Below are 26531 nucleotides of genomic sequence, written 5' to 3'. Positions count from 1 at the left end.
CGGCATGAGCCCCGTTCGCGTGTGCGGGGGTGAATTTCCAGAGGGTGTTCGCGAGCGCCGTCAGCCGGACTGGGCGGCGAGGTGCTCGCGGACGCTGCGCGGACGCATGTCGGTCCAGACCTGGTCGATGTGGGCCAGGCACTCGTCCCGGGGGCCCCTCTTGCCCTCGGCTCGCCACCCCAGCGGGAGGTCCCGGTCGGCGAACCAGATCGAGTACTGGTCTTCGTCGTTGACGACGACGAGGAATTCTCGGTAATCGGTTTTGTCGGTACTCATGGTGGTACTCCTGCCCTTGGCGGAAGTGGGCGGGTTGGTGTGGGGAGCAACGCTACGCGTCCAAGGATGCCCTATGAAATCCTCTGAACGGTCGAACCGCTCATAGGGGATGACCCGCGTGGGTTATCAATGGTTCCTATAGTTCGTCGCGGGGCGTGTTCGAGTGGTTACTGTTCTCTTTGCCGTGCCCGCCAGGAAACTTTTGCAACCGATGGTGTCGGCTGAAAGTACCCACTTTCGTTGGGCCATCCAGATCGGCTGAATCGATTTCTGCTGTCTCTGCGGTTGGTCGTGCACGCACGGTGACGCGGGCGCTAAGGTCGCCGCCGTGCGCGGTGGTGACGAGGTCCACAACGAGATCAGCGGCGTGGTGGGGGACGGGTCCGTGGTCCAGGCTCACTCCATCGGCTCGGTCAACTACTTCCGGTCACCGCCGGTGCCCGATGAGCCCACCGACCCGTGGATGCTGGCGGTCGCGAGGTCGGCGGCGTGGGACCACGTGCGGTTGCCGGGCGAGATGCGCGACCGGGCGGTGGTGGTGGCGGGCCGGTTGGCCGCACTGCGCCCCGGGACCACCTCGGACCCCTGGCACGACGCCGGGCTCGCGGAACGTTTCGCCAAGCGCGTCGGCTGGCTGCTCAGGCACCGGCTCCGGGACGCCCTGGTGCTCGACCCGGCCGAAGCCGCGCTGCTGGCCCTGGTGCCGCTGCTGCACCAGGTGCTGTGGGACCGGGCCGCCACCTCGCTCCACGGCGTCGACCCGACGCGCCTAGAGCAGTCCGGAGCGCCGGACAGCGACCGCGCCTCCTACGAGAAGCACCTCCGCGACCACCCGCGCCTGGTCGAACGCGCCCTGCAACCCGAGTTGCCCGACCGCCCCGACGCCCGGACGGACATCGGGTGGTGGCTGTTCCACCGCTGGGTCGCGCAGCGGGCGGAGGTCGTCAAGCGCAAGTCCGTCGTGGACCTGCTCGCCGAGGTCGACCCGGGCCCGCTGCGCGAGGTGCTGGACGTGGACCGCGTCCGGGAACTGCTCTACGGCCTGCGCCTGGAGCCCCAGGCGCTGTGCGACCCCGAACGCCTGGGCGGGTTCGCGCCCCACGACACCCTCTACGGCGGAGAACCCGACGAGCAACGGGTCAGGGTCCCGCTGCTGGGCCTGCTGCTCGGCGTCGCCCACGCGGCCACCACCCCGGTCGTGGACCTCTCCGACACGGTGGTCCGGCACCTCGGCATCCCGGCCCCGGTGGACCTGGCGCACCTGCACGACACGCTGGCGACGGCGACGTGGGAGACGCAGGCGGACGGCTTGGTGCTCAAGGCCGCCTGTCGGCACGCGGCCGTGATCGAAGCGCTGCGGGAGCAGGCGGCCCGCATGGACACTCTTCTACACGCGGTCCGGCGCGCGGCGGAGAAGCACGGCGGCTTGGAGGTCCTGGGCCGGTTACCGGTCCGGGCGTCGGCCGACCAGGTCGTGGCCGCCCGCGACCCGGACGGCGCGCCCGAGTTCAGCGGCTGGAGCCGGTTCACCCTCGACGAGCAGCGCGTGCGCGAACTGCTGATGGGGGAGCAGCTCTACCGCGACCGCGACCTGGCGATCCGCGAGCTGTACCAGAACGCCCTGGACGCCTGCCGCTACCAGCGAGCGCGGGAGCAGTACGTCGAGCGCACCACCGATCGCCGCTCCTCCTGGGAGGGGCGCGTCACCTTCACCCAAGGGGTCGACGAGCACGGGCGGGCCTACCTCGACTGCGTCGACAACGGGGTGGGCATGGGGGAGGCGGAGCTCCAGGGCGTCTTCTCCCGCGCGGGCGTCCGCTTCGCGGACCTCACCGGGTTCCGCGACGAGCTGGCGGACTGGCGCGCCGTTGATCCCCCGGTCGAGCTGTACCCGAACAGCCGGTTCGGCATCGGGGTGCTGAGCTACTTCATGCTGGCCGACGAGATCACCGTGACCACGTGCCGCACGGCGCGGGACGGCACCCGTCCCGGTCGGACCCTGCGGGCCACCATCTCCGGACCGGGTCACCTGTTCCAGATCCACCCGGTGGCGGAGCGCCGCACGCCGGGCACGACGGTCCGGCTCTACCTCCGCCCCGGCGTCACGACCTCCTGCGTGCAGGTGCTGCGCCGGGTGTTGGGCATCGCCGAGTTCCACACCACCGCCCGGCACGGGCCGGAGCACGAGGAGTGGGAACCTGGTGTGTTCCACCCCCGGAAGAGGCCCGCGTGGAAGTCGGAGGGGCTGAACGCCCACGGGGTGCTCGTCCCGGCCATCGGCGGGCAGGTCGTCTGGTGCGAGCACGGCGGGGCCGTCCTGGTCGACGGCCTGCACGCCGAACCCGAGCACCTGCACGGCGTCCTCGCCGCTCCCGAACCCGACCGGACGTTCACGGGTGCGGTGGTGAACCTGACCGGCGACCTCGTCCCCCGGCTGTCCGTGGACCGGACGAAGATCGTCGACGACGTGGCGGACCGCGTCGAGGGTCTCCTGGTCCGGGGGATCGGGGAGCTGGACGCCTCCGCGCTCCCGTCCCTGGAGTGGGTCAGCGAGGTGGCCTGGGCCACGCCCCGGTTGGCGGACCTGGCCGTCACCCTGGGCACCTCCGCCCGGACAACCGCGAGCTTCCCCCCGGACGTGAACATCGTCGGCGAGACCCGGCACCGGCCCGGGTTCGTCCCCGAGTCGGTGCCGAACCTGCTGCGACCGGGGCGGGGCGACGACTTGGCCGACCACATCTACCTGTGGCGCCTGGTGGCGAACCGTCCGAACCGGACCCTCGACACCTTCACCGGCCTGGTCCCCGAACTGACCCGCGTCGGCCCGGTCCTGCCTGCCGTGCCGTCCGACAGCGCGCTGCTCGCCGTGGTCACGACACACTCGTTCATGTGGCGTGGGCCCTGGCCCTTGAGCCCTCGTACAGTTGTGACGACAGCTCAGGAGACCGGGGCCACACCCCGGGAGATAGCCCTGCGGGCCGCTGCACTGCACATCGACTGCCCGGAGGCCGACCGGTTCCCCGACAGCCGGGTGCCCGAACCTGTCGACATCGCACTGCTGGAGAACTCGACCGGCAGCCTGTTCGGCTACGGGAAGCACTCGAATCGCGCCTCCTTCGGCCAGATCCTCCACGGGCACTTCCAGTTGGGTTTGGCGCTGCCCGAGGTACGGCGGCGGCTGGAGCGCTACGGGTTCGACATCGGTTCGGTCGACCGCCTTCCCGAGTCGGTGGAGGAGTCGGACATCCTGTTGTTGAGCAGGTTCCCCGGCCAGATCAACGAGGGGTGGTTGGCGGAGGACAGCCCCGTTCCCCCGGCACAGGTGGTGGTGGTAGGTCAGGCGTTGGACCTCCCGACCGACGCGGTGCGCGAGCGGTTGGCGCGCTACGGGTTTGTCATGCTCGACGGCCCGATTCCTCGCGACCACGTCGACCTCGTGCTGCTCAGTTGGAACCTGAACGCGGTGAGTCCCTGGCTGCACCCGGATGTGCCGGTGCCTCCGGGGCGCCTGGTGCAGGCGGCGTCGCAACTGGACATTTCGCTGGAGGAGGTGGTCGGGAGGCTCGCCGATCAGGGCTTCGCCTGCCGGGCTCCGGGCGTGCGGCGACCGACCAAGGACGACGAGCTGCTGTTGTCGCGCGATCTCGACGGGAGTGCGCCGTGGCTGGAGGTGGGTCGACCGGTGCCGCCGTACCACGTCGGGCTGTTCTGCCGGTTGCGCGGAACCTCCCAGGAGGGGGCCGTGCGCCGGTTGCGCGCCTACGGCCTGGAAGTGGCGGTCGGCGACCCGGTGCCCGACCTGAGCGGGGAACAGCTGCGGTTGCTGTCGGTGAACTTCGACGGCGAGGACCCGTGGCTGGGTCGCGAAGAGCCCGTCACCCTCGCCCACCTGGTCGAGGCGGCGGCGAAGTTCTCGATGACCCTCACCGAGGTGGTCGACCACCTGCGCCGCCTCGGGGTGAACGCACCCGACCCGGCCACCGCGATCCGCGCCGCGATCCCGCGGATCCCCCTGGCCCGATGACCCGCGAACCACCGATCCCACCCCCGACCCACCGTGTACGGTGCCCCGGGGGTGAGAGGTGGTCGACTTCGGGATCCTGGGCCCGTTCGAGGACGGGCGGCCCCGGGACGCGGCGCCGCTGAGCGGCAGGCAACGGCTGGTGCTGGCGGTCCTGCTGGTCAACGCGGGCCACCCGGTATCGGCCTCACGGCTGGTCGACCTGCTGTGGTCCGACCCGCCCGGCACGGCCAAGGCCCAGCTGCACAACGCGGTGAGCGCGGTGCGCGCCGCCTACGGAGCCGTCGCCGCCGACCTCGTCACCACCCGCCCCGCCGGCTACGTGCTGGACCTCGACGGGCACCGGTTGGACCTGGTGGAGTTCCGCGCGCTGGTGACCGAGGCGCGGGACGCCACCGCACGGGGCGACGACGACCGGGCGGTCACCGCTCTGACCGGGGCGCTGGAGCTGTGGCGCGGACCCGCGCTCGCCGACGTGCCAGGGGACTGGGCCTCCGCGCTGGGCCGGTCCCTGGGCGAGGAGAAGACCGGGGCGGCCCAGGCGCGCCTGGAGGCGATGCTCGCGCTCGGGCGGTTCGACGCGGTGGTGCGGGACGTCGCCGCCGCGCTCGCCGAGGACCCCTACCGCGAGCGGCTGCACGAGGTCCACCTGCTCGCCCTGGCCTCCGCGGGCCGCAAGGCCGACGCGCTGGCGGCCTACCGCGAGACCTTCCGCCGGTTCGTCGACGAGTTGGGCATCGAGCCCGGCCGGGCCCTGCGGGACGTGGAGGGGCGGGTGCTGCGGGACGAGGTGCCCGTCGCGGTCAGCCCCGCCGTGCGCGCGCCGCGCCAGCTGCCGCCCCGGGCCGCGCAGCTGACCGGCCGGGACGCCCTCGTCGCGGGGATCGCCGACTCGCTGCGGCGAACGGCGGACGCGCCGCCGGGAACACCGTCGACCGCGCCCCCGGACGCGCCGCCCGTCGCGGTGCTCGTCGGACCCGGCGGCGTCGGCAAGACCGCGCTCGCCGTCGCGGTCGGCCACGCCGTCTCCGGGCTGTTCCCGGACGGGCAGGTCTTCGTCGACCTGCGCGGCGCGCACCCCGACCCCGCCGACCCGCACACCGTCACGGGCAACGTCCTGCGCGCCCTCGGCGTCGACGGGACGACCCTGCCCGCGGACCGCGCCGAGCGCACCGCGATGTACCGCAGCCACCTCGCGGACCGGGCGGTGCTGCTGGTCCTGGACGACGCGGCGAGCGAGGAGCAGGTCCGGCCGCTGCTGCCCGGCACCGGTCGGTCCGCCACGGCGGTGACCTCGCGCCGGCAGCTCGGGGCGCTGCTGGGCGCGGCGCGGTACCCGGTGCCGCTGCTCGACCGGGACGACGCACTCGCGCTGCTGACGCGCATCGCCGGCGAGGAACGCGCCGCCGCCGAGCCGGACGCGGCGCGCGAGGTGGTGCGGCTCTGCGGGAACCTGCCGCTGGCCGTGTGCATCGCGGCGGCCCGGCTCGCCATCAACCCGCACTGGACCTTCGACGGGTTCCGCGAGCGGCTGGCCGGCGAACGCGCCCGCCTGGACGAACTCGTCGTCGGTGACCTGGACGTCCGGGCCGGCATCGCGCTCGGCTACCGCGCCCTCACCCCCGGCGCGCGGCGGCTGCTGCGCGGGCTCGGGCTGGTGACGGCCCCGGACTGGCCGCGGTGGGTGGCCGAGGAACTGGTCGGGGAACCCCTGCGCGGGCTGCTGGACCAGCTCACCGAGGCGCACCTGGTCGACACCACCGGCAAGGACGCCGTCGGCCAGGTCCGCTACCGGCTGCACGACCTGGTGGCCGACTTCGCCCGGGAACGGGCGGCGGAGGAGGACGACGCGGGGTCGCGCGACCAGGCGGTGACCAGGGTGGTGTCGGGCTGGCTCGCGCTGGCGGCCACCGCCGACGGGCTCCTCCCGCACGGCACCCGCTACTCGGCTGGCCTCCCCGTGCCGCGGCCGCCGCGCGCCGCGCCGGGGATCGCCGGGGACCTCGCCGCCGAGTGGTTCGAGGCCGAGCGGCACAGCGTCGGGGCGGCGGTCGACGAGGCCCTGCGGCTGGGGCGGGCGGACCTCGCCGCCCGGCTGGCGCTGCACATGTCGGGCTTCCTCACCCTGCGCGCGCACGACCACCAGCGCGAGGACCTGTTCCGCCGGGTGGTCGCCCGGGTCCGGGGGCAGGGGCTGGAACCGCTGCTCGTCCGGCTGCTGCCCGCGTTCTACGAGGCGCTCAGCCAGCTCGACCGGCTCGCCGAACTGCCCGCCGTCGCGGCCGAGCACCTGGAGCTGGCCAGGGCGCTGGACGACCTGGACGCGGAGGTGATGGCCCTGTGGCAGGCCGGCCGCGCGGCGCGGTGGCTGGGCCGGTCCGCCGAGGCGCTGCACTGGCTGGAGCGGGCCGAGCGGCGGTCGCGGGAACCGGGGGTCGACCCGTTCCTGGTGGCCAGCGCCCTGGCCGGGCTCGCCAACGCCCACCTCGACACCGGGCGCCCGGAGCGGGCGCTGCCGTTCCTGGAGGAGGCGGTGGCGCTGGCGCGCAAGTCCGGCAGGTCCCGGGAGGTGGCGCTCAAGCTGCACAACCACGCCACCGCCCTGGCCGAGCTGGACCGGCTGGCCGAGGCCGACGAGGTGCTGGCCGAGATGCTCGACATCACCGGGGAGATCGGCGACGACACGGGCACCGCGTACGCGCGGGCGGTGTCGGCGCGGGTGGCCCTCCGCCGGGGCGACCCGACCGCGGCGGCCGCGCACGTCGAGGCCGCCGCGCGCGCCGGGGAGCTGCTGCACAACGACCACCTGCTCGCGGAAGCCGAGCGCCTGCGCGGTGACCTGCACGCGGCGCGGGGGCGGTGGCGGGAGGCGGTCCCGCCGCTGGTCGGGTCGCTGGAGCTGTGGCGGCGGATCGACATGCCGGTGGAGGTGGCGCGCACGCTCGCCCGGCTGCACGTCGTCCACGACGCGCTCGGCGAGACCGGGACCGGCGCGCGCTACCGCGAGGAGTGCCGGCGGGCGCTGGACGCGCTGTCCCTGGACGTGGACGGCCTGGGGCTCCCACCGCACCTGGCCTCCCGGTGCCGGTGACCGGCGCTCGGGTACGGCTCCCCGGCACCGGGCGCGGACCCCTCGCGCCGCGCCCGGCGAGTCGGCGCGGGACCGCGGTCCCGCGCCGACGACCGCGATCGGGTCAGTACAGGCGCCACTTCTGCGCCGCGCTGTCCCCGCAGCCCCACTGGATGATCTTGACCCCGGGGGAGGTCCACCCGGCGTAGACCGACAGGCACTGGTTCGTCTTGACGTTCCGCAGGCGCGACGCCTTGTCCCACGCCCACATCTGGTCGCTGTTGCCGGAGCAGTCGAACTGCGCGACCGCCGCGCCCTCGGTGGTGGAGCCGCCCGGCACGCCGAGGCACAGGGGCCGGTCGCTGAAGAAGCTCTCGTAGGGCGACAGGCCGATCACCGGGTTGCCGTAGCCGTCGGTGTACCAGTCCAGGATGACGAACTGCTTGGCAGCGGTGTCGGGTTCGCAGTCGAACTGCGTGGCCTGCACGCCGACGGTCCGGGAACCACCCGGGATCGACAGGCACAGCCCGCTGTTGTCGTTCCGGAACCGGAACCCGGCGTCGGACTGGTCGCCGGCCCGGTCGGGGGCCGCGTTCGCGGTGGCCGTCGTACCCGTGACCGCCAGGACGACCGCGGCGAGGGCCGCCGCGCAGGACCGCAGGAACTGGACTCGACTCGGCATGGTTCTCCTCCGCGCTGTTCTGAAGACGCCGAGATCGTCCGCCGAGCTTCTAACAACCCCCTAACCACGCGACCCGGGGCGCCCTACGGCACGATCGAGTCCACGTACCCGCCGTCCACCCGCACCGCCGCCCCGGTGGTCGCCGACGCCTGCGGCGAGGCCAGGTACACGCACAGGTTCGCGATCTCCTCCGGCTCGATCAACCGCCCCAGCAGCGACTGCGGCCGGTGCAGGCGCATGAACTCCCGCTGCGCCTCCTCCCACGGCACCGACCGGTCCACCAGCTCGTACACGAAGTCCTCGACCCCGCCCGTGTGGGTGGGCCCGGCGAGCACGCAGTTCACCGTCACCCCGCTGCCCGCCGCCTCCTTGGCGAACCCGCGCGACACCCCCAGCAGCGCCGTCTTCGACACGCCGTAGTGGATCATCTCCGCCGGGATCACCACGGCCGAGTCGCTGGCGATGTACTGCACCCGCCCCCAGCCGCGCTCCCGCATCCCCGGCAGGTACGTCCTGGTCAGCCGCACGGCCGCCAGCACGTTCACCTCGAAGTACCGCCGCCACTCGTCGTCGGTGATGTCGAGGGCCGGGCGCGAGCCGAAGATGCCCACGTTGTTGACCAGCACGTCCACCACCGGCAGCGCGTCGAACAGGGCCGACGCGCCCTCGGCGGTCGACACGTCACCGGGCGCGGCCACCACGTCGGCCCCCGGCACGGCCTCGCGCAGCCGCGCCACCGCCTCCCGCACCGCGTCCGGCCTGCGCCCGTTGACCGCCGTCCGCGCGCCGGCCCGCGCCAGGCCCACCGCGATGGCCTCGCCGATGCCCTGCGTCGACCCGGTGACCAGTGCCGTCCTGCCGCTCAGATCAAGGTGCACACCACCATGATCGCGCAAACGGCCCAGCGCCGCCTCAGGAGGAGTACAGCGCGCCCAGGAACTCCACCAGCAGCCGCTCGCGCAGCGCGGGCGACGCCGCCGCCAGCAGCGTGTTCACCACCGCCATGCGCTCCGGCAACCCGTCCCCGCCGCCCATCCCGGCCGCCGCGAGGAGCCCGGCGAACTCGGCGGGGGTCAGCGCGGCGGGGTCGAGCGAGCCGACGAACGCCAGGACCTCCGGCGCCACCTCCACCGGCCCGGCCTCGACCGCCGCCGCCACCGAGGCGCGCAGGTCGTCCAGCAGTTCCCGCTCGTGCCCGGCGTTGGCGGCCGTCACGGTCAGGTGCAGGTTGGCGGGGGAGGGGCCGAAGGCGAACTGCGGCTGCACGTACCAGTTCCGCGCCTTCATCTCGTCGGCCACGGTGAACACGTCGAGGTCGTCCCGGGACGCGGCCACGGCCAGCAGCGTGGCGTCCGGCGAGCCGAGCACCCGGAGCCCGTCGATCCCCTCGACCCCGGCGCGCAGCACCCGCGTGCTCTCCAGCGCCCGCCGCGCCAGCTCCCGGTACCCGTCGTCACCGATGTGCCGCAGGACCGCCCACGCGGCGGCCAGAGGACCACCCGACCGGGTGGACTGCGTGGTGGAGTTCACCATCGTGTACCCAGGCCAGGCGGCGCTGGCGAAGTACTGCGCCCGGCGCAGGTCGGCGTTGGCGTGCAGCAGGACCGACGTGCCCTTCGGGCAGTACGCGTACTTGTGCAGGTCCACCGAGATGCTGGTGACCCCGGGCACCGAGAAGTCGAACGGCGCCACCCCGTCGGCGTGCGGCAGCACCCACCCGCCGATGCACGCGTCCACGTGGCAGCGCACCCCGCGCGCGGAGGCCGCCGCCGCGATCTCCGCCACCGGGTCGACCACGCCGTGCGCGTAGGACGGCGCGCTGGCCACCACCAGCACGGTGGAGGGGTCGATCGCCGCGGCCACCGCCGCCGGGTCGGCCCGGAACGTCACCGGGTCCACCGGCACCGGCACGGCCCGCACCCCGAAGTAGTGCGCCGCCTTGTGGAACGCCGCGTGCGCGGTCTCGGGCAGCACCACCGACGGCGAGGCGACCCCCGGCCGCGAGTCCCGCGCCGCGACCACCGTCAGCAGGCACGACTCGGTGCCGCCCGAGGTGACCGTGCCGACGGTCTCCGGGGAACCGCCCAGCAGCCGGGCCGCGGTGCGCACCACGTCGTTCTCCAGCCGCAGCAGGCTGGGGAACGCGGTCGGGTCGAGCCCGTTCACCGACGCCGCCAGCGCGTGCGCGGACGCCGCCAGCTCGTCGAGGCCCGGCAGCGCGCTGTCGTAGACGTAGGCCAGCGTGCGCCCGCCGTGCGTGGGCAGGTCGCCCGCCCGCAACGCGCGCAGCTCGGCCAGGACGTCGGTCATCGGGGGATCTCCTCACGCAGCAGGGGCAGGGCGACCACCGCCAGCACCGCGGGCACGGCGGTGAAACCGAGCAGCGCGGCGGTCACCGCGCCGGAGCTCTGCACGGCCGAGCCGTCGGTGCTCGCGACGTACCCGCCCAGCGCCAGCACCAGCCCGTACACGCCGGGACCCAGCGCCAGCCCGAGCGTCTCGCCGGCCGTCCACACGCCGGAGAACAGGCCCGCGCGCGTCGCGCCGGCCCGCTCCTCCTCGGCGGTGATCACGTCCGGCAGCATCGCCAGCGGGAACACCTGCATCCCCGCGTACCCGACACCGATCACCGCCATCAGGGCGAGCACCACGCCGACCGGCAGCACCGGCGAGGCCAGCAGCCCCACCACGGCCACCGCGAACAGCAGGGACGCCGCGACCAGGCCGAACCGCTTGCCGCGCCGCCGACCCACCCGCTGCCACAGCGGCATGACCAGCAGCGCGGGCCCGACGAACCCGGCGAACAGCGCCGGCTGCCACGACCGGTCGCCCAGCACCAGCCGGGCGAAGTAGTCGACGCCCGCGAGCATCGTGCCCAGCCCCACGGCCTGCACCACGAACACCGCCAGCAGCGACCGGAACGGCCGCGACCCGCGCACCGCCGCCAGCAGCTCGCGCGGTGACGCGGCCGCCGACACCCGCCGCGCCGCGGGCACCCCGCGCGTGCCGGCCACGACCACCGCGGTGCCCAGCACCATCACCGCCGCGACCGCCGCGCCCATGCCCGGGTAGCCGACGAGGTCGCGCACCGCGGGCGCGCCGGCCCCGCTGAGCAGGATGGCCAGCGCCAGGAACGCCATCCGCCACGCCATCAGCCGGGTGCGCTCGTCGTAGTCGTCGGTGATCTCCGCGGCCATGGCCACGTACGGCACCTGGAAGAACGCGTACGCCGTCGCGCAGGCCAGGAACACCAGCGCCACGTACACCGCCGCGCCGGCCCCGGTGAACGGCCCGGCGAACAGCAGCGCGAACAGCGCCGCCGTGGCCAGGCCGCCGCGCAGCAGGAACGGCCGCCGCACGCCCGCCCGGTCGCTGATCCGGCCCGCCACGGGGTTGAACAGCACGTCCCACGCCTTCGGCGCGAGCACCAGCAGCCCGGCGACCGCGGCGGGCACCGCCAGGCCATCGGTCAGGTAGGGCAGCAGGAGCAGGCCGGGCACGGTGCCGAACGCGCCGGTGACGAACGACCCGGCCGCGTAACCCGCCCGAACCCCGTGGGGAATTCTCGGCATAGGCGGAAGATCTTCGCATTCGCGGTCGGCCGGCGGCCAGGGACGGTTCGGGCGGTGGCGCGGCGGCTACGGACCGTCAGGGGTGCGGCGGCGGGCGTTGAGCCGGGCGGCCTGGCGCGTCAGGTGGTCGCGCTCGGCGAGGTTGGTCGCCTTGCGGGCCGCCTCCGCGTACAGCCGCGCCGCCCCCGCCAGGTCGCCGTCGCGCTCCCGGAGGTACGCCGACACCGCGGCGTGGCGGGGCAGCGAGGCGTCCAGCCCCGCGAGCGCGGCCAGGCCCGCGCGCGGACCGTCGGCCTCGCCGACGGCCACCGCGCGGTTGAGCCGGACCACCGGGCTGTCGACCAGGAGCAGCAGCTCGTCGTACCACTCGACGACCTGCACCCAGTCGGTCTCCGCCGCGGTGCGCGCGTCGGCGTGGAGCGCCGCGATGGCGGCCTGGGCCTGGAACTCGCCCAGCCGGTCCCGGGCCAGGGCCGCCTGGAGGATCCCGACCCCCTCGGCGATCAACCGGGTGTCCCACAGGCCGCGGTCCTGCTCCGCGAGCGGCACCAGGCCGCCGTCGGGCGAGGTCCGGGCGGCGCGCCGGGCGTGGTGGAGCAGCATGAGGGCGAGCAGCCCCGCCACCTCCGGGTGGTCGATCGCGGCCGCGAGCTGCCGGGTCAGCCGGATGGCCTCCACCGCGAGGTCGACGTCGCCGGAGTACCCCTCGTTGAAGACCAGGTAGAGCACGCGCAGCACGGTGGCCACGTCGCCGGGCCGGTCGAACCGCACGCCGGCGACGGTGCGCTTGGCCCGGCTGATGCGCTGCGCCATGGTCGCCTCGGGCACCAGGTAGGCGCGGGCGATCTGGCGGGTGGTCAGGCCGCCGACGGCGCGCAGCGTGAGCGCGACCGCCGACGACGGCGTGAGCGACGGGTGGGCGCACAGGAAGTACAGCTGGAGCGTGTCGTCCACCGCGGGCGCCGGTCCGGGCGCCGGCTCCTCGTCGACCAGGTCCTCCCGCCGCCGGCGGGAGTCCTCCGCCCTGGTCGCGTCGAGGAACCGGCGCCAGGCCACGGCGACCAGCCAGCCCTTCGGTTCGCGCGGGGGGTCGGCGGGCCAGGAGCGGACCGCCTCGACCAGCGCGTCCTGCACGGCGTCCTCGGCCGCCGCGAAGTCGGCTCCGCGACGGACGAGGATGCCGAGGACGTTCGGCGTGAGGCCCCGGAGCAGGGCCTCGTCCAGGTGCCGGGTCATTCGGTGATGGTGGGCGGCGCGTGCAGGAACGGGCGCAGCTCCAGCCACTCGTGGATCGGCTCGCCACCCGCCCCGGGCGCGGCCGACAGCTCACCGGCCAGCTCCACGGCGCGCTCGTGGCTGTCGACGTCGATCACCATCCAGCTGGCGATGAGGTCCTTGGTCTCGGGGAACGGGCCGTCGGTGACGGGCGGGCGGCCCTCGCCGTCGTACCGGACGAACGTGCCCTCGGGCGCGAGCGCCTGGCCGTCGACGAACTCGCCGGTCTTCTCCAGGCGGGCGGCGAAGTCGTTCATGTACCGGACGTGGTCCGAGATCTCCTCCGGCGTCCACTGGTCCATCGGCACGTCGTTGACCGCCGCCGGGGCGCCGCGGTAGTGCTTGAGCAGCAGGTACTTGGCCATGGTGCGTCTCCTCCGAGCCTCGCCCGACCCATTGTGGCCGGCGTTCGCAGCAGGGACGGAGCCGGTCCCGGGTTCTCGACACCGCCGGCCGAAATTTTTCCGGCGGTCGCGTCGAACGCGCGGCACGCGTCGAGTCGAACAGGTCGCGCTGTTCGACAACGCGCTGGTGGGGCTTGCCGAAAACCTTTTCGGAGCCCATCCTGGCCCGACACCCGGATCCCGGTGCGAAGCCGCCGTCATTCGCGCCCACACGCCGTTCGACGAAAGGTGTTGTCGCACGATGACGTACGACCTGCACGGCAGACGACCGTCGGGTGCGCGGGCGGTGGTCGCGGCCCTGATCGTGGGTGTGCTCACCGCGGTGCTCGCGCCGCCTCCCGCCTCCGCCTCCTCCCTCTCCGCCTCCACCGATGTCGTCGCCGCCGCGAAAACCGTCTACATCCCCGCCCGGTGGACCCAGACCGGCGAGGTGCCGTGGGCCCCCGAGCGCACGCGCGAATCCACCAACTTCATCCTGCTGTGGGGTGAGCGGTCCGGGACGAACCCGGTGTCCGCGCCCTCGCCGTACAACTTCGACCCCAACAGCGTCATCACGCAGTTGGAGAACCTGTACTCGTTCTACGTGAACACGATGCGGTTCACCCCGGAGACGGGGCTGCTGGCCCAGCACAAGATCATCGTCATCATCACCCGCACGTGGAACCGCACCGCGCTGGACGCGTGGGCCACGGGCGGCTCGGTGGACGGGCGGGTCGGCATCATCAACGTCGCGCCCGGCGCGGCGCTGCCCGGGTCGTGGGGCCTGGCGCACGAGCTGGGCCACGTGTTCCAGGCGTACACCACCATGGGGCGCCCCGGGTACGGCTTCACCGCCCCGTACGCGGGCACGTTCTGGGAGACCGGCGCCGAGTTCATGGCGATGCAGGCCCTGCCCACGACCGCGGCGGGCGACCTGACGCGCTGGCTGCGGTCGGAGAACCTGTACTGGAGCTCCAGCCGCCACCACTACGGCAACTGGATGCTCATGCAGTACATCAAGGACCGCGACGGCCTGGCGATGTTCAACCGGCTGTGGAACGAGGCGCGCGGCGACGAGCACCCGCTGGAGGTCTACCGGCGCCTGGCCGGCATCACCCAGGCCGAGCTGAACCGGCGGATCGGCGAGTACGCCACCCGCAACGTCACCTACGACTACGGCAACCGCGCCACCCTGATGCCGTTCATCGACACCGTGTACGGCTCGGGCTTCCTCAAGGCGTACAACGGCGGCCTGGTCGAGCCGGTCGACGCGGCGGCGGGCCACTTCCGGGTGAACACCCGCGCCGCGCCCTCCGACTACGGCTTCAACAAGGTCAAGCTGGTGGCCGCCTCCGACGGCGCGCTGGTGCGGGTCCGGGTGAAGGGGCACGCCGAGACCGGCGCGACCGGCTGGGCGTTCGGCCTGGTCGCGGTGCGCAACGGCGTGCCGCGCTACTCGCCGGTGACGGTCGGGACCGACGGCCGGATCACCTTCCAGCTCCAGTCCGGCGAACGCGAGGTGTGGCTCGTGGTCACCGGCGCGCCGACCGCCGTGCCGCGCTACGCCTTCCTCGACGGCTACGACAAGGCGCGCCGCCACCCCTACGAGTTCCGGGTCTCCGGCGCCACCCCGTCCGGTTTCGAGCCGGGCCACGTCAAGCCCGCCCCGACCGGCGGCGGCCGCTGGCACGCCAACGGCGGCGGCTGGGTGGCCAACACCGCCACGGTCGCGGCGACCGCGTACGTCGGCCCCAAGGCCGCCGTCCACGGCCGTGCGACGGTCCGGGACAACGCCCGCGTCGAGGGCCTGGGCTGGGTCAACGGCGGTGTGGTCGCCGGCAACGCCGTGGTCAAGGACAACGCCCTGGTCCAGGACGGCGCCAACCTCTCGGGCAACGTCGTGGTGGGCGGTGACGCGGAGTTCGCCATCGCCTGCTCCTCGGGCACCTACCTGGCGTTCAACCCCGACCGGCGCTGCGACGGCCGCGGCGGCGAGGCGGACGTCAACCCCGCTCACGGCACCTTCCCGACCTCGGACCTCGCGCTGAGCTGACCGGTGCGGGCGGGCACCGGCCGACGGGCAGCGGCCGGTGCCCGCGGAGCCGGGCGGCCGGTGGGCACCTGCCCACCGGCCTCGGACCCGCCCGTAGGTTCCCTCCCCGGCCCGCGTTCTTCCCCGGACTCGCGGCCAGGCCACGTGCGCGACATGATCCGCACGTACCGCACGCCGCCCGGAGGGAACCGCCGTGACCGACCCGCACCACCCCGCCTCCACCCCCGCCGTCGCGGTCACCGGCGCCACCGGCCGCCTCGGCGGGCGCGTCGCCCACCGCCTGGCCGCCGCCGGCGTCCCCCAGCGGCTGCTCGTGCGCGACCCGGCCCGCGCCCCGCGCCTGCCCGGCGCGACCACCGCCGTCGCCCCCTTCCCCGACCGGGACGCTGTGCGCGAGGCCCTGACCGGCGTGGACCGCGTGCTCATGGTCTCGGCCTCGGAGACCGCGGACCGCGTCGACCAGCACCGCGCGTTCGTCGACGCCGCCGCCGAGGCCGGCGTGGGCCACCTCGTCTACATCTCCTTCTGCGGCGCGGCCCCCGACGCGACCTTCACCCTCGCCCGCGACCACCACGCCACCGAGGAGCACATCCGCGCCACCGGCATGCCGCACACCTTCCTGCGCGACAACCTCTACGCCGACTTCACCCCGATGCTGGTCGGCGAGGACGGCGCGATCCGGGGCCCGGCGGGGGAGGGGCGGGCGGCCGTGGTGGCGCAGGACGACATCGCCGACGCCGCCACCGCAGTGCTCCTGGCCGCCCCCGACCACGCCGGCGCGACCTACGACCTCACCGGTCCGGAAGCGCTGGGCCTGGACGACATCGCCGGCGTGATCACCGAGGCCACCGGCCGTCCCACCACCTACCGGCCGGAGACCGTGGCGGAGGCGTACCTCTCGCGCGCCTCGTACAGCGCCCCGGACTGGCAACTGGACGCGTGGGTCTCCACCTACACCGCCATCGCCAACGGCGAACTGGCCGACGTCACAGACCACGTCGAACGCCTCACCGGCCACCCGGCCACGTCGTTGGCGGAGGTGCTGCGGAAGGGGTGGTGACCGCTGGCACACTGACCGGGTGCCCGACCCCGCCGTGCCGCCGGACGTGACGAACGCCCTTGCCGCGAGCGTGTCCGGCCTCGTTGCGCAAGCAGGCGTGATCCAGGGTGAGGTTCACATCCACCGCTGCTCGGGGGATCGCGCGGACGAGCGACGGGTGCGGGTCGGCCGCCCGATCGCCGAGGTCTCGCCCGCAGACCTGGAGGTCCACCGCGCGACCCTGCCCGGCGTGGAGGCGTTGACCGACTACGTCGTGCGTGAGCATGACGACCGGTTGGCGGACCTGGTGGCCGCCGCCCTCGGTCCGACGCCACGATCCGGCCTCGCCGTGCTGGTCAGCGAGTCGACCTCGGGTAAGACCCGTGCCCTGTTCGAAGCCCTGCGTCGCCGCGTCCACCTCGGCTCGGGAGCGGTGACGAGCCTGCTCGAAGTCGGGTGGTGGGTGTGGCCGGGCATCGCCCCGGCGCCCGCGAGGCGCTTCCTCGCCGAACTGGGCTCCGTCGAACCCCGGACCGTGATCTGGCTCGACGAGGCACAGCGGTACCTCGTCGACCCCGATCACGAGGTCGCCTCCGCGATCGCCTCCGCGCTGCGGGAGCTGGTGGCGGATCCCGGTCGCGCGCCGGTGCTGGTGCTGGGCACGCTGTGGCCCCAGTACCTGAAACTCATCGCGGGCCGGTCCCGACCGGGCCGACCCGACCGGTTCGCCGACGCCCGCCTGCTCCTCGCCGGGCGCACGCGGCCGGTGCCCGGCGCTTTCACCGGTGCGGACCTGGAGGCCGCGCGCCGTAGCCGGGACATCCACGTGTGCCGTGCGGTGGAGGTCGAGGACGCCGCCGCCGGTGTAGCGGGACGAGCCACCCGGGTCGAGTTGACCCAGGTGATCGCCGGTGTGCCTGTTCTGTTGGACCTGTGCAACACCGCCTCGGCGACCGAGCGCGCGGTGCTGCGTGCCGCGATGGACGCCCGTCGCCTCGGGCACGGGGAGTGGCTCCCGGTCGAGTTGCTCCACCACGCCGCTCCGGCGTACCTCACCGAGGCCGAGCAGCGCCGCTTCCTCAGCCGTCCCGATTGGTTCGCCGAGGCGCTCGACGTGCTGACCACCGAGTTGGCGGGTTCGGCGCGGGCGTTGGAGAAACCTCCGGTGCTCGCCGGCCGACCACCGCAGCCCGCGGTCCGCCTGCACGACTACCTGGACCAGCTCGGCCTGCGGACGCGTGCCCACGTCGTGCCGTCCCAGCGGTTCTGGGACGCGGTGCTCGACCACGCCGCCGGCCCCGACGATCGGCACCGGCTCGGCACCTCCGCGCACCGACGGCACCGGGTGCGCATCGCCCACGGCCTGTGGTGCCGCGCCGCAGCGGCCGGGGTCGTCGCTGCCTGGGGTGAGCTGTCGTACTCCTACCTGCTCAGGGACAGGTTCGAGGAAGCGGGGTACTGCGCGCGCCGTGCCGCGGACCGCGGTGACCTCGTGCCCGCGGTGCTGTTGGCCGAGTTCAGGTCGACGGGTGTCGCCGCCGGTCCCCTGTCCCGCGATGTCGAGGACCTGATCCGGCGCGCCGAGGAGGGTCGCTCCGAGGACGCGGCCCGCACGGCGCACCGCGCCGGCGAGATCGAGGCCAGGCGCGGAATGCTCGGCCCGGGAGCTTGGTCCGTGATGGAGGAAATCCTGTCCTCGAGCGGAGTGCACATCTTCACACCCGGATGTTGGGCCCACCGGACCTCGACGTGCGATCTGAAGGGGTGCCCCAACGAGGTCGACGAGCACCTGCGCCGGGCTGCGGACATCGGCGGGAGCATCGAGGAGTTGTTCGCCAAGCAGGGCCTCCACCGGCATGAGGGCTCGACGGCACCGGACACCGGCGCGGAACTGGTCCGCCGCCGCGTCCTGAGCGGCGACCCGAACACCCTCCGTCTCGCCACTCGGTTCGGTCTGGAGGCGGACGGCACGGTGGCGCGCCCTTGGGACGACCACTTCGACCCGGAACCCCGGCGCCGACAGTTCCCCGACCCGCCCGAGAGCGGGCCGGGGAACGAGACTTGAGCCGTCGAGACTCGAGCCGTCGAGACCTAAGCCGCCGGCACCGTGTCCACGTGGGCCACGCCCGAGGACCGGTAACCCGACACCTTCGACGTCACCTGCGCCGGGCTCAGCACCTGGTCCTTGGCGAAGTACACCCAGTCCACGTGCTGCTGGTACGTCCGGTCACCCGACGAGCCGACCAGCCCGCCCGCGATGAACCACAGGTTGAAGTTGATCGACATCGGCGTCTCCGGGTAGTACTTGTCCCCGTGGTCGGCGACCTGGGCCCCGTCCACGAAGTACTTCACCCGGCCACCCGACACCTGGACCACCAGGTCGTGCCAGCCCGCGTAGCTCTGCCGCTGCGCGGTGTGGGTGTTGTCGGCCAGCCACGGGTCGTTGCGGTAGGTCTCCCACGTCGTCTCGTACAGGATGTTCGACGTTTCGCCCCACCCGCCGTTGGGCAGGTACTCGAAGTCGATCTCCCCGTAGTCCGGGTCGAGGTCGGAGCGCAGCGGCGTGATGGTGAAGAACGTCTGCACCACGTGGTCGCCGTCGGGGCCGGACACCGGCGCGTCGGAGAACTTCACCCGCGCCGCGTACGTGCCCTCGAAGAACTTCCGCTGGTGGAACAGCTCGGTCTGCCGCGCCGCCGAGCCGTTGTTCCACGACTCCAGCCGCATCGACTGCTGCCCGTCCACGGTCGGGAACGTGATCCGCGTCGGGTCCCACTCGGCACCCGGCACACCCGGACCACCGCCACCGGAGCGGACCGTCCAGCCGCGCTGGGAGATGCGCGAATCAGACGAGTTGGTGTAGGAGAAGTCGTCGAACAGCGCCGGGCCGTTGGGGTTCGGCGGGGTCGACGTGGTGGTCGTGGTGGTCGGCGGCGTGCCGCCCGGCGGGGTGCCGTACAGCAGCGTCCCGCCCCGGTAGACGGCCACCCTCGGCCACGCCGAGTAGCTGCTCGACGCCCGGAACGAGTAGTCGTCCGACTGGGTGATGCGGCCCCAGTCGGACCGGTAGAAGCGCAGCTGGAGGTCACCGGTGTCCGCGCCGGGCGCGAGCGTGCCCGACGTGAAGCCGACCTCCAGGTACCGGTCGGCGACGCCGCCGGTCAGCGTGCCGAACGAGCCGGTCACGATGCCGCAGCCCCGCACCGCCCACGAGCAGGCGAAGCGGTAGCCGATCGACGGGCTGTCGGCGGTGAAGTAGTAGCGGACCTTCAACTCGGCCAGCGGCAGGGACGTGGTGCCGGTGTTGACCAGCTTGAACCAGGGTTCGACCTGGTCGGTCGCCGCCGCGGTGGCGCTGGTGCGGTACTGGGCGGTGACGGCGTCGGCGGCCAGCGCGGCGGGCGCCGTCAGCAGGCCGGTCACCAGGGCGCCCACCGCCGCCGCGGCCGCGCCGGCCACGGCGATCTTCCGTGTGGACAAGGCAGTTCTCCTCGGGTCAGCAGGGTTGAGCAGGGGAGCGGTCTTCGTCCTCCTCCCTGGTCGTCAGCGGTCCGTGGGGCACCGACAGCGCGGCCAGGCGGCCGGCGTGCCCGCGCATCCGGTCGGTGAAGTCGGCCCACGAGGGTCGTCGGGTCCACAGCGCGTCGGCCAGCGCCGCGAGCCGGGGGAACGCCAGTCGTTCCAGGTGCCGCGCGGTGGGCACGTACTCGGTCCACAGCGCGCACTGGGCGCCGAGGACCCCCGCGGGCAGGGGCACGTGGTAGACGTCGTGCGCGGTGACCACCAGGCCGGGCTGCCCGGCGGGCTCGTCCGGGTCGGCCGACTGCGGGTAGTCCAGGTAGGTCGAGCGGTGCGGGGCCATGACCACGTCGTGGCCGCGGTCCAGCGCGAGGTGGGCGTCCGCCGCGTCCCGCCACGGCATGACCACCGCGCCGGGGTGCCCGATCGGCTCCCACGACACCGGCCTGCGCCCGCGCGACACCAGGTGCTCGGCGACCTGGCGGAGGAACCAGCCGTGCAGCTCGTGCGGCCCGGCCAGCCCCTCGCGGGCGATCCGCGCCAGCGCGGTCGGGCTGGTCTCCCACTCGGTGGTCGGGCACTCGTCGCCCCCGATGTGCACGTGCGGGTCGGGGAAGACGTCCACCACCTCGTCCAGCACGTCCCGGCAGAACCCCAGGGCGGCGTCGTGCACGCCGAACACCGCGTCGCTGATGCCCCACCGCGTCCACACCGGCAGCCGCCGCTCCGGCACGTTGCCCAGGTGCGGGTACGCGGCCAGGGCGGCCCGCGCGTGGCCGGGCATCTCGACCTCCGGCACGACCCGCACCCCGCGCTCGGCGGCGTGCGCGACGAGCCCGGCCAGCTCCGCGCGGGTGTACCAGCCGCCGTGCGGCACGCCGTCGCCGTCGCTGCCCGCGCGCCAGGCCCCGACCTCGGTCAACCGCGGGTGGCCCGGCACGGGCAGCCGCCAGCCCTGGTCGTCGGTGAGGTGCAGGTGCAGCACGTTGAGCTTGTGCAGCGCCATCAGGTCGACGAACCGGCGCAGCACGGACACCGGCTGGAAGCGCCGGGCCACGTCCAGCATCACCCCGCGCCACGGCAGGCGCGGCGTGTCCCGGACGTCCACGCCGGGCAGCGTCCAGACCACGCCGGGCGCCGGGCGCGGACCGAGGGCCTCGACCGGCAGCAGCTGCCGGATGGTCTGCACGCCGTGCGCCAGCCCCTGCCGGGTCGCCGCCCGCAGCACCACGGCGTGCTCGGTGACGCTCAGCGCGTAGCCCTCGTCGCCGAGGCCCACCAGCCGCTCGTCGAGCGCGATGACCACCCGCCCGTCCTCGTGCGGCGGCAGCGGCAGCCCGGTGGCGGGGCGCAGCGACGCGCGCAGCAGCCGGGCCGCGCCCTCCGCGCCGGGGGTGACGCGGACGGCGGTGTCGGGGGAGAGGGTGAACCCGCCGTGGCGGCGGACCAGCCTGGTCGGACGTGGCACGAGCACCGCGGACCCCCTCAGCCCTTCACCGCGCCACCGACGATGCCGGTGGTCACGCGTCCCTGGAGCACGAGGAACACCAGCAGCACCGGCAGCATGAACAGGGTGGAGGCGGCCATGGTGGCGCCCCAGTCGGTGCCGAAGGTGTTGTTGAACGACGACAGCCAGACCGGCAGCGTGCGGTCGTCCTGGTCCTTGATGATCAGCACGTTGGCGAAGGCGAACTCGTTCCAGGCGGTGATGAACCCGAACAGCGAGGTCGCCAGCAGGCCCGGGGCGAGCAGCGGGAACACCACCCGCCGGAACGCCTGGGCGCGCGAGCAGCCGTCCACCAGGGCGGCCTCCTCCAGGTCCGCGGGGATCGCGGCGAGGAAGCCGCGCAGGGTGACGATCGTGAACGGCAGCGTGATCATGAAGTAGACGAGCGTGAGCATCCACAGCGTGTCGAGCGTCCCGGTGTCGCGGGCGATGACGTAGACCGGGATGAGCAGCGCCTCCCACGGCGTCATCTGCGCGATGAACACCATCAGGATGAAGCCGCGCCTGCCCCGCCACCGCAGGCGCGCCACCGCGAACGCCGCCAGCAGCGCGACCGTGAGCGCCAGCAGCACCGCCCCGCCGGCCACCAGGGCGCTGTTGCGCCAGAACGACCAGAACCCGCGCGCCGCGACCGCCGTGCCGAAGTGCTCGAAGGTCACCGACAGCGGCAGGAACGACGGCGTCGCGGCCTGGATGTCGCGGGTGGGCTTGAAGGCCGTCAGCACCATCCAGTAGACGGGGAACACCGACACCACGAACACGACGATCGCGGCCGCGCCGCGCAGCACCCGTCCGGTCATGACTCGCCCTCCTGCCGGTAGAGCTGCCGGAAGTAGGTCAGCAGCGCGAGCACCAGCAGCAGCACCATCAGCATCGACACCGCCGCGCCCAGGTCGTAGCGCTGCAACGACTGCGCGACCTGGAACGCGTAGACCGGCAGCGTGGTGGTGGCCTGCCCCGGCCCGCCCTGGCTGATGACCCAGATCTGCACGAACGCCTTGACCACCCAGATCACCTCCAGGCAGGTGATCAGGCCGAACATCGCGCGCAGCACGGGCAGGGTGATGGTGGTGAACGACCGCCACGCGCCCGCGCCGTCGATGCGCGCCGCCTCGTACAGCTCGGCCGGGACGGTCACCATCGCGGCGTACAGCGACAGCGCGGCGAACGGGATGGACTGCCACACGATCAGCACCACGAGGATGGCGAAGGTGGCGGGCCCGTCGGCGAACCACGTGTAGTCGCGGAAGCCCTCGAACCCCAGTTGCACCAGCGCCCAGTTCACCACCCCCAGCCGTGACTGGAACAGCCACTGGAACACGGTGGTCGCCGCGATCACCGGGGTGGCCCACACCAGCACCAGCCCGGACATCACCAGCAGCCGCAGGACCCGGCCCAACCGCACCAGCAGCAGGGCGACCAACGTGGACAGCACCATGATGAGCACGACGTTGATCGCGGTGAACAGCAGCGTGCGCCGCACCACCGCCCAGAACTCCGGGTCGGACAGCACCCGGCCGTAGTTCGCCAGGCCGACGAACCGGGCGTCGCCGCGCACCAGCTGCGGCAGGCGGAACTCCTGGAGGGAGATCACCACGTTGCGCGCCAACGGGTAGAGCAGGAGGTAGCCGGTGGCCAGCAGCGTGGGCGAGATCAGCAGGTAGGGCCAGAACGAGCGGCGTCGCCGCCGGGGCGCGGGGGAGGGGCTGGGCCGGTGCCCGACCGGCCGCGCCAGCGTGGTCGCCACCTACTCGTCCGAGTTGAGCGCCCGGGTGATCACCCGGTCCGCCTCGGCGGCCGCGGCGCCCGGGTCGGACCCGGTCAGCACCTCGGTGAGGAACTCCTTGATCGGGTTGCGCGCCTCCACCGCCGCCCAGTTCGGCGAGTTGGGCGTGGCGTGCCCGTTGACCGCGGCCGCCGCCATGGCCGCCGCGCCGGGGTCGTCGCCGACGGCCCCCGCCAGGCCGGTCCGGTTGGGCACGTAGTTCATCGCCTTGGCCAGCTCGACCTGCCAGGTCTCGCCGGTCAGCGCCTCGACCACCTCGTAGGCGCCCTCCTGGCGCGGCGAGGCGAGCGGGATGATCAGGTCGGACCCGCCGGTGAACACCGCGCCGGGCGCGGCCGCGGTCTTGCCGGGGATGGGGAAGAAGCCGAGCTTGCCCGCCAGCTCGGGGTTGGCCTGCTCCACCAGCTTCGCCGCGCCGGGCACGGCGATGAACTGCGCGACCTGCCCGGCGGCCACCACGTCGGTCTGCTGCGGCCGGGACTCGTCGGAGTCCTTCGGCCCGTCGCCGAGGGCCTGGAGCCGCCGGTAGAAGTCGGCCCCGGCCAGCGCCTCGGGCGTGTTCAGGGAGCCGGACCACCGGTCGCCCGAGCGGGTGGCCAGGTCGCCGCCCTCGTCCCAGACGAACCCGGCCAGCACGTACCAGTTCTGGCCGGGCAGGTAGATGCCCTGCGCGTCGCCCCGGTCGAGCTGCTCGGTGGCGGCCAGCCACTCGTCGCGCGTCTTCGGCGGCGTCACCCCGGCGGCCTGGAACAGGTCCGTGCGGTAGATGACCACGCGGTTGGCGGCGTAGAAGGGGATGCCGTACTGCCTGCCGTCGACCGCGCCCGGCTCGGCCAGGCCCGGGATCCAGTCCTCGCCCTTCAGCTCGGCCCTGCGGTCGGTCAGGTCGGTGACGCCCCCGCTGGCCGCGTACTGGGCGACCTGGGTGTTGCCGACCTCGATGACGTCGGGCGGGTCGGTGCCCGCCAGCGCGCTGGTGACCTTCTGGGCGATGCCGTTCCACTCCTGGACCTGGATGTCGAGGTCCAGGTCGGGGTGGTCGTCCTCGAACGAGGTCTCGAACCGGCTGACGAAGTCCTCGGTGGCCGAGTCCTTCATGAGCCAGACGGTGATCTGCTGCCGACCGCCGGCGTCACCGGGGTCGTTCCCGCAGGCCGTGGTGGCCGTCAGGGCGAGTCCCAGCGCGAGGACGAGGGCAAGGGGGCGGTGCGGCACGTCTCACCTCTCAGCTGACCAATTGGTAAACCCAGGGTGGAGCGTGTTGAAGATGGCATAGACCAATCTGGCAGTCAACACCCAGCTCACAGCCATGAGAGCGCTCTCGATCTTGAGCAAGTCACTACTGACCACTGGTCTGCCATACTGGAGCCGCGGCGCGGTCGGAGCAGCGTCGGACGAAGCGAGGCGCCATGGCCGAACCGATCCTCAAGCGCGAACGGGTGCGCGACTACCTGCTGGAGCTGATCGAGACGCACCCGCCGGGCGCGCCGATCCCGGCCGAGCGCACCCTGTGCCGCCAGCTGTCGGTGTCCCGCCCCACGCTGCGGTCGGCGGTGGACGAACTGGTCAACACCGGCCTGCTGATCCGCCAGCACGGCCGGGGCACCTTCGTCGCGCCCGCCAAGATCACCCAGGAACTCGTGTCCGGTGACCGGGCCATGACGGTGCCGCAGGCGAGCGGGGTGTGGACCAGCCGGGTGCTGGAGCACGCCCGCATCCCCGCCGGCGCCCGCGTCGGCCGCAGGCTGCGCGTGTCACCGGCCGCGGAGATCGCCTACACCGCGCGCCTGCGCCTGGTGGACGGACAGCCGATGGCGATCGAGTACCTGCACGTCCCGGTGGCCGTCGCACCCGACCTCACCCCGGAGGACATGGAGTCGGGCAACTTCTACGACCGCCTGGCCGAGCACGGCGTGCAGGTCCGCGACGCGGTGCAGTCCATCGAGCCCACCGTCACCAACGACGCGGAGTCCGAACTGCTGGGCGTCCCGGTCTTCGCCCCGGCGCTGTTGTTCGAGCGCCTGACCAACGACGTGGCGGGCCGCCCGGTGGAGTACGTGCACTCCCTGTACCGGGGCGACCGGTACCGCATCGTCTCCCGCCTGTCCCTGGCCCCCACCGGCGCCGCCGCGCCCGGCGCGAGGGCGGAGCACCACCCCGGCATCCCGCCGGGTGACCTGTCCTCCACCGGACGGGTCCGCTCGACGACGACCGGGGACGTGCAGTGACGGTCGGGGCGGGTGTCGGGCCGTCCTCGCCACTGGGGTGACTTCGTTGCCGGTCCTCGTCAGAGGTCCGTGATGACCGTGCAGTCGTGGAGCGTCCGCACCAGTTTCGACGCCAGGACCCAGCGGACGGCGGGGTCGTCGAAGGCGACCGGTCCGCTGGTGACGGGGACGGGCGTATGCGGTCCTTCGCGGTAGTGGGTCCCGTCGACGCCGTGGATGGGGTGTTCGCGTGCGCGGATGACGAGGTGTCCTTCCGCGCGCAGGGCGGGGCAGACGCGGGTCGCCAGGTACGCGCAGGGCAGGCAGACCGGGGGCTCGGCGACGGCCATCCCCTCGGGCCAGCCGGACCACTCCCGGGTGCGGTCGGGGATGAGCCACAGGGTGCCGTCGTCGTTGCGGTCGGCCGGTCCGGCGCAGACCTGGCACAGGAGTTTGCGCATGGCGCGGCGTTGCCGGTGGACGTGGATCTTCGCGAACCGGGGCGCGCCCTGACCGGGGTTGACCGTGGCGCGGTCCCACAGGACGCCCCGGCTGTCGCGGTCCCCGAGGATCTCGTCCGCGTAGGCGATGCCCGCGCCGTTGGGGAGCACCACCAGTCGCGGGTCCTCCGCCGTTTCCCCGCTCCACATGGCGATGTAGGGGACGACGAGGGGTGACCTGATCGGTCCTGCGCTCCCGGGATGTCCTGAGGTGTGTGCTGTTCGTGCTGGTGACATCAGTGTTGTCGTCTCAGTCGAGATGAACTTCTTCAGGTAGCGGACAAGGAGGAAGAGATCAGGCGATTCGCCGAGCGCGGCCGACTTCCTCAACGTCCCCTTGCGGCGGCCTGCCGCTGCCGATGCCGGGCACCACCACTTCGGTTTCGCCCCTCACGACCTCGAAGTAGCGGTCGAACCGGGCGAACACAGCGACCACGCCTGCGATGAACGCCGCGCCCGGCTGGAGGTCACCCGCGAGAATCCGCGTGACGGTGGAGCGGTTCACCCCGATCGCTCTGGCCAGGGCGTAGTCGGATCGCAAACCGGCCGCTTTACGGGCCCGGTACAGCTCTTCCTTGCAAAGTCGAATCCTGTACAACGAAGGTTCCACAGCGCTCCTCTTCACCGTTGGGTCAGTAGAT

20 protein-coding genes are annotated in these 26531 nt (G+C 73.4%); 6 read left to right on the top strand and 14 right to left on the bottom strand.

Annotated elements, in window-relative coordinates:
- Positions 1-60 precede the first annotated feature (60 nt).
- On the bottom strand, positions 61-276 hold the full coding sequence (locus tag Q5530_RS24335) for an MbtH family protein (RefSeq protein ID WP_415365065.1): 216 nt from the start codon (positions 274-276) through the stop codon (positions 61-63).
- Positions 277-604: 328 nt separating this feature from the next.
- Between Q5530_RS24335 and Q5530_RS24330 the strand changes: the two genes are divergently transcribed.
- Together Q5530_RS24330 and Q5530_RS24325 are read left to right on the top strand one after the other, a co-directional pair.
- A complete protein-coding gene (locus tag Q5530_RS24330; RefSeq protein WP_415365064.1) occupies positions 605-4300 on the top strand; it encodes a hypothetical protein in 3696 nt (1231 codons plus the stop codon).
- A 58-nt stretch (positions 4301-4358) separates the two neighbouring features.
- Positions 4359-7388, top strand: coding sequence for an AfsR/SARP family transcriptional regulator (locus Q5530_RS24325; protein ID WP_415365063.1), 3030 nt, complete (start codon positions 4359-4361; stop codon positions 7386-7388).
- A gap of 103 nt (positions 7389-7491) precedes the next feature.
- Here the strand turns inward: Q5530_RS24325 and Q5530_RS24320 are convergent, their stop codons facing one another.
- From Q5530_RS24320 to Q5530_RS24295, 6 genes are all read right to left on the bottom strand, one after another.
- The gene (locus Q5530_RS24320) at positions 7492-8049 is read right to left on the bottom strand and encodes an RICIN domain-containing protein (RefSeq protein WP_415365062.1); all 558 of its coding nucleotides are present in this window, start codon (positions 8047-8049) and stop codon (positions 7492-7494) included.
- 83 nt (positions 8050-8132) lie between these two features.
- Positions 8133-8927 carry an SDR family NAD(P)-dependent oxidoreductase gene (locus tag Q5530_RS24315; protein ID WP_415365061.1) on the bottom strand — a complete coding sequence of 265 codons (795 nt, stop codon included), beginning with the start codon at positions 8925-8927 and terminating at the stop codon, positions 8133-8135.
- A 34-nt stretch (positions 8928-8961) separates the two neighbouring features.
- A complete protein-coding gene (locus tag Q5530_RS24310) occupies positions 8962-10359 on the bottom strand; it encodes a pyridoxal phosphate-dependent decarboxylase family protein (protein ID WP_415365060.1) in 1398 nt (465 codons plus the stop codon).
- Positions 10356-11621 carry an MFS transporter gene (locus Q5530_RS24305; RefSeq protein ID WP_415365059.1) on the bottom strand — a complete coding sequence of 422 codons (1266 nt, stop codon included), beginning with the start codon at positions 11619-11621 and terminating at the stop codon, positions 10356-10358. Before Q5530_RS24305 ends, Q5530_RS24310 begins: the two co-directional genes overlap by 4 nt.
- A 66-nt stretch (positions 11622-11687) precedes the next feature.
- Positions 11688-12857 (bottom strand): RNA polymerase sigma factor, encoded by a 1170-nt coding sequence (locus tag Q5530_RS24300; RefSeq protein ID WP_415365058.1) that lies wholly within the window; start codon positions 12855-12857, stop codon positions 11688-11690.
- Positions 12854-13261 carry a YciI family protein gene (locus Q5530_RS24295; protein ID WP_415365057.1) on the bottom strand — a complete coding sequence of 136 codons (408 nt, stop codon included), beginning with the start codon at positions 13259-13261 and terminating at the stop codon, positions 12854-12856. The genes Q5530_RS24300 and Q5530_RS24295 overlap by 4 nt, the downstream gene beginning before the upstream one ends.
- 280 nt (positions 13262-13541) lie before the next feature.
- Between Q5530_RS24295 and Q5530_RS24290 the strand changes: the two genes are divergently transcribed.
- From Q5530_RS24290 to Q5530_RS24280, 3 genes are all read left to right on the top strand, one after another.
- A complete protein-coding gene (locus Q5530_RS24290) occupies positions 13542-15332 on the top strand; it encodes a DUF6055 domain-containing protein (protein ID WP_415365056.1) in 1791 nt (596 codons plus the stop codon).
- 193 nt (positions 15333-15525) lie between these two features.
- Positions 15526-16392: an SDR family oxidoreductase gene (locus Q5530_RS24285; protein ID WP_415365055.1), complete on the top strand. Its 867-nt coding sequence runs from the start codon at positions 15526-15528 to the stop codon at positions 16390-16392.
- 157 nt (positions 16393-16549) lie between these two features.
- Positions 16550-18436, top strand: a complete 1887-nt coding sequence (locus tag Q5530_RS24280) for a hypothetical protein (protein WP_415365054.1) — start codon at positions 16550-16552, stop codon at positions 18434-18436.
- A gap of 26 nt (positions 18437-18462) precedes the next feature.
- Here the strand turns inward: Q5530_RS24280 and Q5530_RS24275 are convergent, their stop codons facing one another.
- From Q5530_RS24275 to Q5530_RS24255, 5 genes are read right to left on the bottom strand one after another with little or no spacing between them, the layout of a single operon-like run.
- Positions 18463-19851: a cellulose binding domain-containing protein gene (locus Q5530_RS24275; protein WP_415365053.1), complete on the bottom strand. Its 1389-nt coding sequence runs from the start codon at positions 19849-19851 to the stop codon at positions 18463-18465.
- Between the two features lie 16 nt (positions 19852-19867).
- Positions 19868-21364 (bottom strand): beta-N-acetylhexosaminidase, encoded by a 1497-nt coding sequence (locus Q5530_RS24270; RefSeq protein WP_415365052.1) that lies wholly within the window; start codon positions 21362-21364, stop codon positions 19868-19870.
- Between the two features lie 11 nt (positions 21365-21375).
- The gene (locus Q5530_RS24265) at positions 21376-22197 is read right to left on the bottom strand and encodes a carbohydrate ABC transporter permease (RefSeq protein ID WP_415365051.1); all 822 of its coding nucleotides are present in this window, start codon (positions 22195-22197) and stop codon (positions 21376-21378) included.
- Positions 22194-23144: a carbohydrate ABC transporter permease gene (locus Q5530_RS24260; RefSeq protein WP_415365050.1), complete on the bottom strand. Its 951-nt coding sequence runs from the start codon at positions 23142-23144 to the stop codon at positions 22194-22196. The genes Q5530_RS24265 and Q5530_RS24260 overlap by 4 nt, the downstream gene beginning before the upstream one ends.
- The gene (locus tag Q5530_RS24255; RefSeq protein WP_415365049.1) at positions 23145-24398 is read right to left on the bottom strand and encodes an extracellular solute-binding protein; all 1254 of its coding nucleotides are present in this window, start codon (positions 24396-24398) and stop codon (positions 23145-23147) included.
- Positions 24399-24592: 194 nt separating this feature from the next.
- Between Q5530_RS24255 and Q5530_RS24250 the strand changes: the two genes are divergently transcribed.
- Positions 24593-25411, top strand: coding sequence for a GntR family transcriptional regulator (locus Q5530_RS24250; RefSeq protein WP_415365048.1), 819 nt, complete (start codon positions 24593-24595; stop codon positions 25409-25411).
- 59 nt (positions 25412-25470) lie between these two features.
- On the opposite strand, the gene Q5530_RS24245 is transcribed toward Q5530_RS24250, so the two are convergent.
- Positions 25471-26040 (bottom strand): hypothetical protein, encoded by a 570-nt coding sequence (locus Q5530_RS24245; protein WP_415365047.1) that lies wholly within the window; start codon positions 26038-26040, stop codon positions 25471-25473.
- A 145-nt stretch (positions 26041-26185) separates the two neighbouring features.
- Positions 26186-26500, bottom strand: a complete 315-nt coding sequence (locus tag Q5530_RS24240; RefSeq protein ID WP_415365046.1) for a helix-turn-helix domain-containing protein — start codon at positions 26498-26500, stop codon at positions 26186-26188.
- Positions 26501-26531: the final 31 nt, after the last annotated feature.

The sequence above is a fragment of the Saccharothrix sp. BKS2 genome (assembly GCF_047689505.1).
Classification (GTDB): domain Bacteria; phylum Actinomycetota; class Actinomycetes; order Mycobacteriales; family Pseudonocardiaceae; genus Actinosynnema; species Actinosynnema lopnurensis.
Note: the sequence above shows the minus strand (reverse complement) of the source record. Positions and strands in the feature narration are given on the sequence as shown.

What these genes read in the sequence shown, in the direction of transcription:
- Q5530_RS24335 (WP_415365065.1), bottom strand. Translation starts at nt 276, where the DNA reads ATGAGTACCGACAAAACCGATTACCGAGAATTCCTCGTCGTCGTCAAC.
- Q5530_RS24320 (WP_415365062.1), bottom strand. Translation starts at nt 8,049, where the DNA reads ATGCCGAGTCGAGTCCAGTTCCTGCGGTCCTGCGCGGCGGCCCTCGCC.
- Q5530_RS24310 (WP_415365060.1), bottom strand. Translation starts at nt 10,359, where the DNA reads ATGACCGACGTCCTGGCCGAGCTGCGCGCGTTGCGGGCGGGCGACCTG.
- Q5530_RS24305 (WP_415365059.1), bottom strand. Translation starts at nt 11,621, where the DNA reads ATGCCGAGAATTCCCCACGGGGTTCGGGCGGGTTACGCGGCCGGGTCG.
- Q5530_RS24300 (WP_415365058.1), bottom strand. Translation starts at nt 12,857, where the DNA reads ATGACCCGGCACCTGGACGAGGCCCTGCTCCGGGGCCTCACGCCGAAC.
- Q5530_RS24295 (WP_415365057.1), bottom strand. Translation starts at nt 13,261, where the DNA reads ATGGCCAAGTACCTGCTGCTCAAGCACTACCGCGGCGCCCCGGCGGCG.
- Q5530_RS24290 (WP_415365056.1), top strand. Translation starts at nt 13,542, where the DNA reads ATGACGTACGACCTGCACGGCAGACGACCGTCGGGTGCGCGGGCGGTG.
- Q5530_RS24265 (WP_415365051.1), bottom strand. Translation starts at nt 22,197, where the DNA reads ATGACCGGACGGGTGCTGCGCGGCGCGGCCGCGATCGTCGTGTTCGTG.
- Q5530_RS24250 (WP_415365048.1), top strand. Translation starts at nt 24,593, where the DNA reads ATGGCCGAACCGATCCTCAAGCGCGAACGGGTGCGCGACTACCTGCTG.
- Q5530_RS24245 (WP_415365047.1), bottom strand. Translation starts at nt 26,040, where the DNA reads ATGTGGAGCGGGGAAACGGCGGAGGACCCGCGACTGGTGGTGCTCCCC.